Annotated in this window: 9 protein-coding genes; 1 reads left to right on the forward strand and 8 read right to left on the reverse strand. The window is 37.2% G+C overall.

Features of this window, described 5'->3' with window-relative positions:
• Window positions 1-186: 186 nt before the first annotated feature.
• Both KFZ58_RS16250 and KFZ58_RS16255 read right to left on the reverse strand, forming a co-directional pair.
• Window positions 187-3,342 carry a peptidoglycan-binding protein gene (locus KFZ58_RS16250; protein ID WP_235792332.1) on the reverse strand — a complete coding sequence of 1,052 codons (3,156 nt, stop codon included), beginning with the start codon at window positions 3,340-3,342 and terminating at the stop codon, window positions 187-189.
• A 185-nt stretch (window positions 3,343-3,527) separates the two neighbouring features.
• Complete coding sequence (locus tag KFZ58_RS16255; protein ID WP_235792333.1) at window positions 3,528-4,616, reverse strand: ATP-binding protein; 1,089 nt, start codon at window positions 4,614-4,616, stop codon at window positions 3,528-3,530.
• Window positions 4,617-4,914: 298 nt separating this feature from the next.
• Between KFZ58_RS16255 and KFZ58_RS16260 the strand changes: the two genes are divergently transcribed.
• Window positions 4,915-5,799 (forward strand): YheC/YheD family protein, encoded by an 885-nt coding sequence (locus tag KFZ58_RS16260; protein WP_235792334.1) that lies wholly within the window; start codon window positions 4,915-4,917, stop codon window positions 5,797-5,799.
• A 109-nt stretch (window positions 5,800-5,908) separates the two neighbouring features.
• Here the strand turns inward: KFZ58_RS16260 and KFZ58_RS16265 are convergent, their stop codons facing one another.
• From KFZ58_RS16265 to KFZ58_RS16290, 6 genes are all read right to left on the reverse strand, one after another.
• Window positions 5,909-7,510 (reverse strand): acylphosphatase, encoded by a 1,602-nt coding sequence (locus tag KFZ58_RS16265; RefSeq protein ID WP_235792335.1) that lies wholly within the window; start codon window positions 7,508-7,510, stop codon window positions 5,909-5,911.
• A 31-nt stretch (window positions 7,511-7,541) separates the two neighbouring features.
• Window positions 7,542-8,255: a cysteate racemase gene (gene cuyB, locus KFZ58_RS16270; protein ID WP_235792336.1), complete on the reverse strand. Its 714-nt coding sequence runs from the start codon at window positions 8,253-8,255 to the stop codon at window positions 7,542-7,544.
• Window positions 8,256-8,321: 66 nt separating this feature from the next.
• On the reverse strand, window positions 8,322-9,377 hold the full coding sequence (locus tag KFZ58_RS16275; RefSeq protein ID WP_235792337.1) for a CapA family protein: 1,056 nt from the start codon (window positions 9,375-9,377) through the stop codon (window positions 8,322-8,324).
• Between the two features lie 35 nt (window positions 9,378-9,412).
• Window positions 9,413-10,876, reverse strand: coding sequence for an acylphosphatase (locus KFZ58_RS16280; protein ID WP_235792338.1), 1,464 nt, complete (start codon window positions 10,874-10,876; stop codon window positions 9,413-9,415).
• A 27-nt stretch (window positions 10,877-10,903) separates the two neighbouring features.
• Complete coding sequence (locus KFZ58_RS16285) at window positions 10,904-12,547, reverse strand: acylphosphatase (protein ID WP_235792339.1); 1,644 nt, start codon at window positions 12,545-12,547, stop codon at window positions 10,904-10,906.
• 33 nt (window positions 12,548-12,580) lie between these two features.
• The gene (locus KFZ58_RS16290) at window positions 12,581-14,209 is read right to left on the reverse strand and encodes an acylphosphatase (protein ID WP_235792340.1); all 1,629 of its coding nucleotides are present in this window, start codon (window positions 14,207-14,209) and stop codon (window positions 12,581-12,583) included.
• Window positions 14,210-14,240 lie beyond the last annotated feature (31 nt).

The raw sequence follows: 14,240 nt of genomic DNA on the forward strand, positions 1-14,240 counted from the left end.
ACTATTCTAGTATCTATTGAAATCGTTTACCTGTCAATATATTTTGTTGTATTTTGCATTATTTTAATTTTTAGTGTCATTATCTACATAATTAAGAGAAATATTATTTTAGTTGGCAATTATCTTCACTCAAAAAAAGTGAGCTAGTCATTTCAACTAGCTCACTTCTGTTTCTTTTCTATTAATCTATCTTCTCTCTAAATCAAACGAATGGGCAATAGCGTCGGCTGTAATTTGTCCAAGCCAGTCGCGATAACTAGCTTGTTTTAATAGAAGATTTTCTGCATAATTATCTATAAACAAAAACTCTAGTAAAATGGCAGACATATGAGTGTTTCGCACCACACTAAAGTTAGCCTCTTTTTCACCTCTGTCACTGATCCCATTTCTTGCATTTAATGCATTGATTATATATTGATGCATTTGATTTTGTTTTTCTCTGGTGTTAGCAGATACACCACCATTGTAGATGTAGCTTTCAAACCCTTGTGCGGATCCATTAAAAGCATTATTGTGTATACTCACAAAATAATCAGCACCCCAGTCATTCGCCATTCGAGCTCTTTCCTCTAACTCTACAAACGTATCTGTTGTGCGTGATAATTTTACGTCTACACCTACATATTTCTGTCTTAATACATTTTCTGCTGCTAATGCAATATCAAGAACAACATTTTTTTCATTTAAGCCGTATCCTTGTCCGCCTGGGTCATGAGCTCCATGTCCTGGATCCAGGAATATCTTGACCGCATTATTCATCTCTGCTTGCAATTTATCCAATGTTATGTCGTTTAGAATACCACTAACGGAAAGATTATTCGCTTCCTGAAAATCACGTACGACTTCTTCTGTTGCTGGGCCAAAGTACGTTGTTGGGGTTGGCCAATCTGCGAATCCCAATGTCACTAGATCTTCTTTTATTTCCTGGATAGCCACACTACTGTTTCCATATCGGAACGAGTTAGACAGCTCTTCCTCTATTTTAGCTAATGTTGCTGCATTAACCGTCCCACTCTTTACTAGGCCATAGTATGATTGAAAATTACGAACGACATTCGCTGTATCAGAACCGAAGTACGTTGTTGGGTTATTCCAATGAGCCCCAAATCCAAGTTTGACCAGATCATCTTTCATCGCTTGCACTTCATCACTTCTATCACCTAGTTGCATGATACTAGTCATAGCTTCGTTAATCATGTTTAAAGTTACTTCATCAACTATGCCGCTTACTATCAACCCATAGCTTTCTTGAAAATTACGCACTACATCTACTGTTGCCGGGCCAAAGTAATTTTTAGGACTCGACCAATCAGCAAAACCTAGAGCAACTAAGTCTTCTTTCACTTCCAGAACTTCATCACTACGATTTCCAAATCGGTAGGAATTGTCTAAAACATCATCAATCTTAGCTAGTGATTCTTCACCCATTATTCCGTCTGCTGTTAAGCCGTAATACGATTGGAAGTGCTCAACCGATGCTTTCGTTTCTGAACCAAAATAGTTTGTCGGATTATTCCAGTCTGCAAATCCTAGTTCTACTAGATCCTCTTTAAAATCTTTTATTTCCTCACTTCTCATGCCGTATCTTAATGATGAATTATCTAGTTGTTCTTCGATTTCTTCAAAAGTCTTTTCATCCACTATGCCACTTACGACTAATCCATAAGTTGCTTGGAAATTACGGACTACACTCTCTGTATCAGAGCCGTAATAGGTCGTAGGGTTATCCCAGTGTGCAGCAAAGCCTAACTCAACTAGATTCTCTTTCATCTCTTGAATTGCTTCACTTCTATTTCCATATTGGTACGGACTTGATAGCACTTCTTCTATTTTGGCGAGTGATGCTTCATCCATTACTCCATTTACGGGTAAACCATAATACGCTTGTAAATGTAGTACGGCTTCTTCAGTCTCCGTACCAAAATAGTTTGTAGGACTTGTCCAATCAGCAAAACCCAATGTCACTAGATCTTCTTTAAAATCTTTAACATCTGCACGGCTCATCCCGTATTCCAGGGATGTGTTCATGAGTTCATCAATTCTGCCCTGGGTTACTTCATCTATTATCCCACTTACGGCTAATCCATTGGACGATTGAAAGTTTCGTACTACATTCTCTGTATCCGGGCCGTAGTATGTTGTCGGATTCGTCCAGTGATCTGCGTAACCTAAAGTAACCAGCTGCTCTTTTATTTCCTGAATTTCTACACTGCTGTTTCCATACTGGAAATGACTTGATAATACTTCATCTATTTTGGCAAGTGTTACTTCGTCCATTACTTCACTTTCGGTTAGACTATAATATGCTTGAAAATTTCGTACGACTTCTTCAGTCTCTGATCCAAAATATGTAGTTGGACTTGTCCAATCAGCAAAGCCTAAATCCACTAAATTCTCTTTTACCTGCTGGATTGCTTCACTTCTATCTCCATATTGAAATGGTTGACTATCTTCATCCTCAGGGATCTGAGCAGTTAATTCGTTGATTTTAGCTAACGTTACTTCATCTATTATCCCGTTTACGACCAATTCATTCGATGATTGAAAGTTTCGCACGACATTCTCTGTATCAGATCCGTAATATGTAGTCGGATTCGTCCAGTGATCTGCATACCCTAGTCTCACCAGATCTTCTTTCATATCCTGGATTTCTGTACTACTGTTCCCATATTGGAATGGACTGGAGAGCAATTCTTCAATTTTTGCCAGTGTCCCATTACCTACTAGACCATCCACCGTTAAACCATAGTAATCTTGAAAACTACGTACAACTTCTTCGGTCTCTGAACCAAAATATGTGGTTGGCGTCGGCCAATCGGCAAAACCTAAATCTACTAAATCTCTTTTCACTTCCTGGATTTCTTCGCTTCGATCACCAAACTCGTACGGGATAGATACACTTTCCTGTACTTGTATATTAAATGTTGAAATTGAACTTCCTTTATCAATTTCTTCGTCTTTTTTCTGATCATCAGATGTGTTTGCATCAGAACTATCAACGTCATTCTCTTTGATTTGATTTTTGCCTTGTTCTGACTCCTCATCTGTTGTTTCTTCTTGCTCAGTTTCCTCTTCTTGCTCTGTTTCTTCTTGCATTGCTTCTGCTTGATCTGCCTCTTCTATTTGGTCATCTGGATCATTTGTTGTGTTGTCCTCTAATTCTTTTTCTGTTTGATCTGTTGATTTTTCTACTTCCTGTTCTGCTTCATCCGATACTTCTTCTACTTCCTCGTCTACTGTCTCATTTAGCCCCTCTTCTCCTGTTGCCTCCGCTTCCAGTGGACTAAAGTAGAATAGAGAAAATAATAAGACTGATAGAGTTATTACGTATTTTATCCTCACTTTAGTTTCACCTCCTTCTATAAATTGGAATACTATTACAGTATCGGACATTTCATCTTAAGAATCAATAGAACTCTTGTCTTTTTTTGTTATGTTTAGTCGAATTTTGTAAGCATATAAAAAAGATGAGCACAACAGACTCATCTTTTTTGCCATTCCATATTGAATATTGGATTCATTAATTGTTATTGATCATTTCCAAAGTAATGATCAATAACTGCTCCTGCCATGTCTCTTCTTTTCCCAATATAAGGGAAGTGTGCTAGAGGGGCTGGCGAAAACTCTACCTCACTGACTATATAATTGCTATCATTCGGTTTCACTGTTACATCTGGTGCGATAAAATCCATTCCTCCGTACTCAATCCCCGGAATAGATTGAATTGTCTTTATAGCTAGTTCCTTAAAATCCTGATGCGCGGTATCGGTCACATCAATGTTATCGCCGCCAGCCCATATATTTGACTGTTTGCGTAATGTGATTAGCTGGCCATCATCCGGAATGTAATCTAACTCAATGTTGTTGTCAGTCAGAGCATCAAGTTCTGAAATATCTTCTGGGATTAAATTTTTAGATAGATAGGGATTTTCAGCTCTCTCCACGTTTTTGCTTTTTATTAACTCCAGAACAGTGGAAGTTCCGTCACCTGTTACATTTGGACGTTTTCGGTGAGTTGCTGAAATAAGCCTATCACCTACGACATAAAACCGATAATCCTCTCCTGTAAAATGTCTTTCTATTAGTATTTTATTAGAGCTTCTGTTTTTACGATACGCATCAAATGCTTTTCCCCAGGCTTTTTCAAACCCTTCAAAGGTTTGAATATTCGTTGTAATGCCACGTGCGCGAGATAAATTAATTGGCTTAACTACTATAGGAAATCCTATATGATCAACATACTCTTTTGCTTTTTCAAGATCCTTTAATCCAAATATATCTGACTCAATTACTGATAATCCCTGTTGTTTTAGAATATGTCGAGCATCGTGTTTTCTATCACATAGATACATACCTACCCTACTCGAGCGATCTCCATTCATATTTATAAACGAATGCTGTATACCTGATTCAGATATAACTAATATAATTCCTTTTGATAACCTTTCAACCGCTAAACCATTTTTAAGCGCTGCATATTCAGTCAAAGAAGATTTTAACCCGATGCCATTTTCACTGCGATTCCATGCAAAGTCTTCTTCTGTACCTAATTTGTTATTATCATTTTCACTCGTTGCATTATTCTTCTTGTTCTTAAAGAATGTGAATACACCCATAGTTACCTCCAAAAATCGCTCATTTTTGTATGAATTTGTCTTATGTAACTTATATTTTATCATAATTCATGTTAAAAATATAATGTAATTCGTTTACAACTGTGTAACAAGGGTATAATCATAAAATGTATGATGGTAAACTAGTAATAAGATTGGGAACTACACTGAGAGGAAGATATGTTTGAACGTAGGATATATGAGGAATCATCGCAAGCCGACAAAGTTCGTAAAGTTATTAGCGAAAACAACTAAATATCATGGAATTGATCTAGTTTTTTTCCACCCCGAAGACATCGATATGAATCAGAAAACAATTAAAGGAAAAATTCTTATCGATAATAAGTGGTTTAAAAAGGAAGTACCCGTTCCCTTATTTATAGATGTTTCTGTCTATAGTTTCAAATATAAAAAACAGATTAAATTTCTAAGAGAACACAGTCACTTTACAACAGGCAGACTGGCGTCTAAAGAAGGGGCAAATGAAAAAATTAAAGAAGATGGGGAGTTTGCACATTTGATTATCCCTACGATGTCTCACACAGACTTTAAAAACTTCTCTAAATTTCTGAAAGAGCATCAACAAATCGTTATGAAACCTAGAAGAGGGCAAAGAGGCGAAGGTATATTTATGTTAGCTAAGAACAGGAATAAGTATATTTTGAGCTATGATAAGAAGGAAGAGGTTCTTTCAAAAAAAGATCTAAAAAAGTTCTATGAAGAAACATTGAGTGAGCGCCCGTATATTTATCAAAAATATATTCATTCAAAAACAAAATTCGGTGACCCGTTTGACTGTCGTATTCGTCTAGAGAAAAACGGTAAGGGGAAATGGGAAGTGGTTATTAATTTAATAAGAATCGGCTCAGGCCAAAAGGTGGTTTCCAATGTTGCCCAAGGTGGTAGCGTGAGTGAACTGGATCCTTTTTTAAAAGCCAATTATGGAGATAAATGGGAATCCATAAAAGATTCCATTATAGAAGTTGGAAGAACCTTCCCTTATAAGCTGGAGAAATTGTTCAATCAAGAGTTAGGTTCTTTAGGAATAGATATTGGTATTGATCAAGAAGGAAAGCTCTATTTATTTGAATCTAACAACGCACCTGGCACTGAATTTGGCGAAGGAGCAATTGCATTGGTTAAATGTGATTATTATAAGTACATGCTGGATAAGCTGTCGAAATAAAAATGATCGTATAAACTTATATAGATTATTGAACAATTGCATCTCTCAGGAAGCAATATAGACCTGGTCATTAAAACCAGGTCTGAATCTTTCAGTTTATTGTGCGACACTACTTCTTCACGATTCTTCCAGCAATACGTATTGGCTTGGTAAGTTTCCAAGAACTGCTTTTTTCTATTTCTTTTATCTCTTTTTTATAATGATCTCTCTCTTTTTTAAGCTTTTGGAAGTCTTTTTGTAGATCTTCATATTCTTTTTTGTAGGTATTTACATTTCTTTTCTTTTGTTTCGGTGGCCTTTTTATATCAAAGCCCTGTTTTATTGGTTCTTCCCAATTTTTTTCAGTTATGTTTGTAACCTTAAATCTTTTCGGTGTTTTTTCTCTAATGATATGTTCGATTTGATCAATCGATTCTACATTACCAGATATCACAAGAGAGGCATTATTACTTTCTAGATGTTTTATATAACCGTCTAATTTCAATTTTCTAGCCTGTTTTTGAACCCATTGATCATAATTTGTATTATAAAGCTTTCCTGATATAAGAAAGCTCTTTGCTGCTATATTTCCTGTTGGCATTGGCGGAATTAAAAACTCCTGAGCAGTCCTTTTTCGGAAATTTTCAGCTACCATGTCAAAGTCAAAATAGTAATCAACAGGGCTATTAATTTTTTCTGTCTCTGGAAAATAGTAATCAACGATAGCTTTAGGGATATCTCTTGCTTTTCCTACCATCGGATATAAATGATTTCTAATTGCTGGTCTTGAATTTATTTCTAGAATTTCTCCTGTATTTCTTTCTCTATCAATCACCATGTCAATTCCACACTGAACAAGACCAGGAATCGCCTCTGAAGTTCTTACCGCAATGTTCTTTATTTCTTCTGATAATTCATCTGTTGCATCCGTGGAATCTCCACCTGATGAAACATTATTTTTGGTTTTTAAGAATACTCTTTCTCCCTCTGCAGGTATGCTATCAAGATTGTATCCTCTTTGAGCCAATGTATTGTGTACTTCCTTATCAATGGTGATGGGCAGTCCACCTAATGAAGGGTTTTTATCGCGCTCTTTATTTTTAACACGAAGTAAATGTCTTATAGAGTTATTCCCATCTCCTACCACATTTGCCGGAATGCGTCTAAACGCTCCTATAACCTGTCCACCAATGACAAACACTCGATGATCTACGCCTACTGAAAATCTTTCAACAATCACATCTGTGTATTTTAAATCCTTTCTTACATATGTCAACGCATTTCTAAACGCTGCTTCATCTTTTATATCTGCAATTACACCGTGTCCGCCAGTACCATTAGATGGCTTAATCACTAATGGATATCCTAATGATTTGGCATATGCTATTATTTTTTCATCGTCTGTTTCTTCTCCAAATTCATCACCAACAGGCGTTGGTACATCTGCTTTCTCAAGATATTCCTTCGTCAGTTGTTTATTAATACAAATTTTCACGGCTTCTCGAGGCACGAAATCACCTCTTGAAACAGTAAAAAAATGTTCTTTATCCTGAAATGACAAAGAATACCTCATTTGTGATTTTTTATGGGTATTATTAAAAAACCTTACTTTAATTCCCCTTCTCCATGCTTCAAGAGCGATGGTATACATAGATAATGTATATCCTCTTGCTTCTTGTGGTATGGTACCTTCCAAATGTGGCAGCCACATTTTATCTTCTTTCATTGCCATATGTCTACACCTTCTTACTTAACTGTAATAATCATTTTATAGTTACAGAGTAGTTATTTCCAATCCTTACAGCTTCTTTCGCTAGTAGCATAATAGGATCAATAACAGGCATATGAGTGTTATCCTCGTTCATTACTAACCCTAGTTCTGTACAACCGGCAATTACACCCTGTATATTTTGATCTTTCAGTTGGTTTGTAATATTTTTGATCTCTGAAGTGATTTCTTGTCCTGTGTTCCCCGCTTTTATACCATCTTTTCCATAAATAATCTGCATCAAATCTTGTTGCTGATCTATATTTGGAACAACTAATTCCGTCGAAATATATTTCTGAAAAACTCCTGATGCAACTGATCCGTTCGTGGCTAGCAATCCAATTTTTTCGACATACGGATAATTTATCTGAAGGTGTTTCTCCACTAATTCCACAGCATTAATAATTGGGATAGGGGAATTCTTTTCAAGCTCATTTATAAGGCTATGAGCAGTCATGCACGGCATAATGGCTACATTTGCCCCCGCATTATATAATTTGTATAAATTGTCAACCAGCTTTGGAACAGGGCTAATACCTTCACCTAAGATATAAGCCGTACGATCCGGAATCTGAGGATCGTTTACGATTACCATATTTACATGTTCCTGATCCATTTCAGCTGCAGTATTAGTAACAATCCTATGGAATAATTCTGAGGTTGCTGCTGGGCCCATTCCTCCTAGCACCCCAATCACTTTCTGTGACATTTTACTCACCTTTCAACGGTACGATTTTTCTAGATGTTAATAATCTAAGTTTAGGAAAATTGGTTATCAATTTATTTCCAAATCATTTATTTCCTTGCGTAATCTATTTTGCACCTCGGTATATACTTCTTTAGCAGGGAATTTACCATGATCCGTTATTATATATTCATTATCTTTTACCCAATCCCTAAATAAATGTATACCATATCTTAATCTTTCTTCTCTCTCTACAAAAGTTAAATCGTATTTTGGGTTACTTACAACTATTCCTTTGTAATCCGGATCGGGTTTGGATATCTTTAAATGTAATGCTCCACCTATTTGTCTATGCAAGCCATTTTGACCCGAAATAAAATTACCCAAAGAATAAGCTACTAATGACTTTGTTCCATACGAAGTCTCAAGCCATTCTGGTGGCTGTAAAACATGGGAATGATGTCCGATTATTACATCTGCACCGGCATCTGCTATAGAAGCTGCTATTTCTCTTTGTTCCGAAGAAGGGGATAAATGATACTCCTCGCCAAAATGCATATTAACGATTACGACATCAGCTAAATTGTCACTTTTTATTTTTCTTATCTCTTTCGATATATTTAAAACCGATGTCTTTTTCAAGGAATTTACTAAATAAAGCTTATCAGAAGGTATCTTTATGCCATTGGTGCCTCTTGTGTAGGATATAAAACATACTTTTAGTCCATTTTTCTCGAATATACGCAACCTATCTTTATCATCTTCAGACTTATAAGCTCCATCGTATTCCAAACCTATTTTTTCAAGATTTTCAATCGATCTCAGTAGTCCTTCTTCTCCCCTATCGAGCACGTGATTATTGGCGATAGAAACTAAATCAACTCCCATTTCCTTTAAAGCATAACCGATATCCTCAGGAGCATTAAATTTTGGAAAAGAAGACAATCCTAGTTCTTTACCTGCAATGATAGTCTCCAAGTTAGCTACTGTTAAGTCAGAATTCCCCAACAAACCACTGACATTTTTAAATTGATTCAGGAAGTTATAACCTTTCTTTTTATTCGTTCCTCCATATACTCTTCCGTGCAGTAGAATATCTCCCACAGCAGTTAAAGTTACAGTATTATCCGTGTTTTCCATTGTCATTTTTGCACCTCCGTGATTACAGAGTACTTTAATACTTACTTTCGCTTTTGCTTGGGTTTTCCTTTTTCATTCCTAATCTCAAACCCAACCCTCACCTGTTTATCCCAATTATATACTTGAACATCCTCTACTTCTGCCTTTTCCGGTCCTTGCTGACAAATAGCTTTGAATCCATTAACTGCTACTTTATCAACTCCAGCTACTACAATCACTACTTTGCCATTTTTTAAATTCCTGGTGTATCCATGCAGACCTTTTGCAATTGCCTGCTTGCGAGCCCATCTCCTGAAACCCACACCCTGAACCTTTCCAGAAATAACATATCGTTTCGCATACAGTTCTCCGACTGGCGCGTCTGCAACTTCCATTTGCTTAATGGACTTGCTTCTTAACAGCTCAAGAATTGTTTTATAGTCAAAATAGATTTGATTACTTTTGATTGCTGCTCCTTTGGTTTCCGGAAAATAATGATCAATGATTTTTTCAGCGATATTCTGTTGCTCTCCATATAATGGAAACGTATGGAGTGAGATACCTGCAGTGATATTAATTTCAATAACTACGGCTCCGTCTTCATTCACTATGATATCCGGCCCTGCATGGCTTAATCCTGGTATCGCTCTGACTGCTTTAATTGCAGTATTTTTAACGTCATCCGACAGTTCATTTGTAGCATCGATCGAATCACCACCTGCCGATATATTGCTTTGTCCCTTCAAATAGATTACCACATCTTTTTTAGGGACATGGTCGAGCTGCAGGTTTTGCAATGCTAAGTGGTTCGTAACTTCCTTATCAATCTTTATTAGCCGAGTGGATGTCTGTGGATTCAGTTTTCGTTTCTCATTCTTTAGATGAATTAGCTCTTCTATCGTATTGATACCGTCTCCGGTAACATTGGCTGGAATTCGCTTTGTTGCACCAACTACCTGATCTTCTACTACATATACACGAACATCTTCACCTTCGATAAAGCGTTCAATTACAAAGTCTGTATAATCAAACTCCGAAGTAACATAGGATATGCTGTCTCTTAAGGCGTCTTCTGTTTGAATATTTGCTATGACGCCTTTACCAAGACTGCCAAATGTCGGCTTTAGCACTAGAGGGTATCCCAATTCCAAAGCTGAATGAATGACTTCCTCCAAATCATTCTCTGTGGTAAAGTCGAATCCCTCCGGGGCAGGAACGCCAGCTTGATTTAGGTAGTTTTTCGTTTCCATTTTACTTGATCCAATTTCTACTGCTTCATTAGCTACTTTGTCGCCTCTGGATCTATTAAAAAAATGCGTTTTATTTTCCGAACTCAATGAGAAGGTTTTACCAATTGGATCAAACCCGATGAGCTGAAGGCCCGTTTCTTCTGAGGGTTCGCCATAAAACTTCAGAGAAAGACCTCTTCTCCAGCCTTCTAATGCCACTAGATAGGCATCTATATTAAACCTGCGTACACCAGAAAGCATCTGCTCTGACAACCAATAAGGATAGGCCTCATTCATGCAATCCCTTCTCTCCATTTTGAGAAATTACTTCCGATTCTTCACAAGAGCCCCAAATTTTCTTAGTGGCTCTGTATACTTCCATGAGGTACTCTCTACGATTTGCCGATTATCTTTTTCTTTTCTATTCTTCTGTTTCGTCATAACTTTCAAGTCTTTTTCCATTCTTTTCAATGTTGATTGTACAGATTTTAGACTTGAGGTATCATATCTTTCCTGAATTTCAAATCCAACTGTAACTGGGTCTGTCCAAACCTCTTCTTCAATATTAGACACGTTGGAGCTCTGTGGATATTGACGAATTACTTCTTTGAAATCATTAACAGCGGCTTTATCTGTTCCAGCCACAATGATTTCAATTTCATCAAAAACCATATTTTTAACATACCCATGCAAGTTTCTGTCGAGCGCCTGTTTCTTTAACCAACGATGATAACTTTGGCGTTGAACGGTGCCGGATACAATATATTTCTTTGCATATAATTCACCCATCGGGGCTGCCTTTACTTCAACTTCAAGTGCGGAGCGATTTTCAAGTGGTTCTAAAACAGTTGTTAAGTCAAAATAGATTTTCGAATCTGTCGTATCCATCCCCTTGGTTTCCGGAAAATAATAATCAATGATAGCGCCAGGGATATTACGTGCTTTCCCTTTTAATGGATATAATATGCCTCCAATTTGTGCGGTTGGATTTAATTCAATAACTACTGCTGGTGCATTTTGTGTTCTATTGTTATTAATTATAATGTCAACACCACCATGGTACAAGCCTGGGACAGCTTTCAATGCATTAATGGCAATGGTTTTATATTCTTCAGGCATATCGTCTGTAACGTCAATGGGATCGCCACCCGAAGATACATTTGTTTTTTGTCTCAGAAATATTTGTTCACCCTTTTTAGGGATACTTTCAAAGGAGTAACCAGCTGATTGGATGAATTCAAGAATTTCTTTATCAATTTCAATTAGACAGCTATTCAATCTTGCATTTTTCTTTCGTTCACGATTTTTTAAGTCGATTAATTCTTCAATGTTGTGTGTGCCATCGCCAATTATATTTGCAGGCACTCTGTTATAAGCTGCAACCACTTGGTCCTCAATAACATATACACGGTATTCCTCCCCTTGTACATGCTGTTCTATCACTACTTCTCTATATCCCAGCTCATGTCTTACATAGTTAACTGCCTTATGAAATTCCTGATCACTATTAATATTGGTAACAACGCCATTACCGAGACTTGCATTTGTTGGCTTTAATACAAGCGGAAAATCAATTGTTTTACTGTACGCAATAATTTCTTCATCTGTTGCTTCTTCTCCGAATCCCCTGCCTAGAGGGACAGGTACCCCTGCTTTTTTCATCCATTCCTTCGTATCATCTTTTTCGGAGCCGATTTCAACAGCATGATTGGTTACTTTATCTCCTCTGGTTCTGAAAAAATAATGCGTTCGTTCATCAGAACTAAGTGAATATAGCCTGCCGGGTGGATTGACTCCGAAAATAATCATATCCTGAAAATGCTCAGAATCCCTTGTATACCATTTTAACTTCAACCCTCTGCGCCAGCCTTCGAGCGCTATAGCAAATGAACATAATCTTGTTTTCCTTGCATTTACAACTATTTCACTTGGAAGTTGAGGCAAGCTAATTGACTGATTTTCCTTCATACGTGTTTCCTCCTATAGCAATCCCTTTTCCATTTATTTAAACCGTTTAAAAATAGCTCCCATCATTCGAATAGGCATTGTGGCCTTCCAGGATAAGCTTTTATGATACTTCCTGTTCTCTTTCTCTGCCTTTTTAAGATCATATTCTGTAACTTCCAATTCCTGTTTGTATTTCTTCAGCTCTTCAATTTGCGTTTTTAGGTCTGCTTTTACCTCAAATCCGACTTTTATAGGTTCTTCATAAATGCTTTCTTGCACCTCAACGACCTGTGCTCTTTCTTCATCTTCCCACAGGGCATTTTTAAAGTCGTCGACCATTTCCGGGTCCGTCCCGGCTACAACTACATCAATATCACCATTTTCAAGATTCATGACAAAGCCATGTAAATATCTCTCAAATGCTTGTTTACGCAATCCACGATGATAACCTAATTCTTGGACATTTCCGATTACGGTATATTTTTTTGCATATATCTCTCCAGAAGGTGATGGGGTTACCGTTGTTATATCCACATCTCTGGAGCGTAATGGATCTAAGACATCATGAAAGTCAAAATATGTTTTTGTTTTATTAAATGTAATGTCTTTTGTTTCCGGAAAATAATAATCAATAATTGCTGCTGGAACATCACGCGGCTTCCCTTTCATTGGATATAGAATACCGCCAATTTGTGATGTCGGGTTTAATTCAATGACGTATCCAGCTTCTTTGTTAAGATGCGCTGGTGGCATAATCAAATCTACTGCTCCGTGATCCAAACCGGGAACTGCTCTTAATGCGTTTACTGCGATATCTTTTACTTCTAATGGCAGTTCATCTAAGACATCGACAGGATCGCCACCTAAGGAAATATTCGTTTTATCACTGAGAAACACCTGTTCTCCTCTTTCTGGAACCGTATTTGCTGTGTAGTCTTTTCGTCCAATAAAATCGAGACTTTCCTGATTTAAACTGACTGGACAGCTGACAAGACGAGGGTTAAGACCTCTTTCTTCATTCTTTTGCTCAATTAATGTCTTAATATTATTTATACCATCGCCAACCACATTAGGAGGAATACGATTTATAGCACCTACAACTTGATCACCGACAACATAGATGCGATATTCATTCCCGGGAATATATCTTTCCACAATAACATTAGATTCACTAAGTTCTGTTCTTAGATATGCAAGGGAATGCTCGAATTCTCCGGCACTTGTAATATTGGAAATTACCCCTCTTCCGAAGCTGCCGTCTGTTGGTTTTAATACAACAGGAAATCCTATAGCGGAGGCATATTCAATAATTGTTTCATTCGTTTCTTCCCCGTCAAACTGCTTCCCCTCCGGAACAGGCACAGCTGCCTTGCCGAGCGCCTGCTTCGTTCTTTCCTTATCCTTACCAATTTCCACTGCTTCATTACTTACTTTATCTCCTCTTGTTCTAAAGAAGTAATGTGTTTTGTCTTTTGAGCTAAGGGAAAAAAGCTGGCCGGGTCGATCGACAAACCATGTATACATTTCACTAAATTTTTCGGAATCCTTCACATGCCACCTAAGTTTAAGACCCCTTCTCCAACCTTCAAGGGAAACGGCATAAGCATCAAGCAAATTTCCATGAGCATCTGAAACAATTTCACTGGATAGATGCGGCAGCCATTCTGTGTTATTCTCTACCATCGGATTTTTCCTCCTAATACACTGGTCCATT

The organism is Virgibacillus sp. NKC19-16 (genome assembly GCF_021560035.1).
GTDB classification, from domain to species: Bacteria; Bacillota; Bacilli; order Bacillales; family Amphibacillaceae; genus Virgibacillus_L; species Virgibacillus_L salidurans.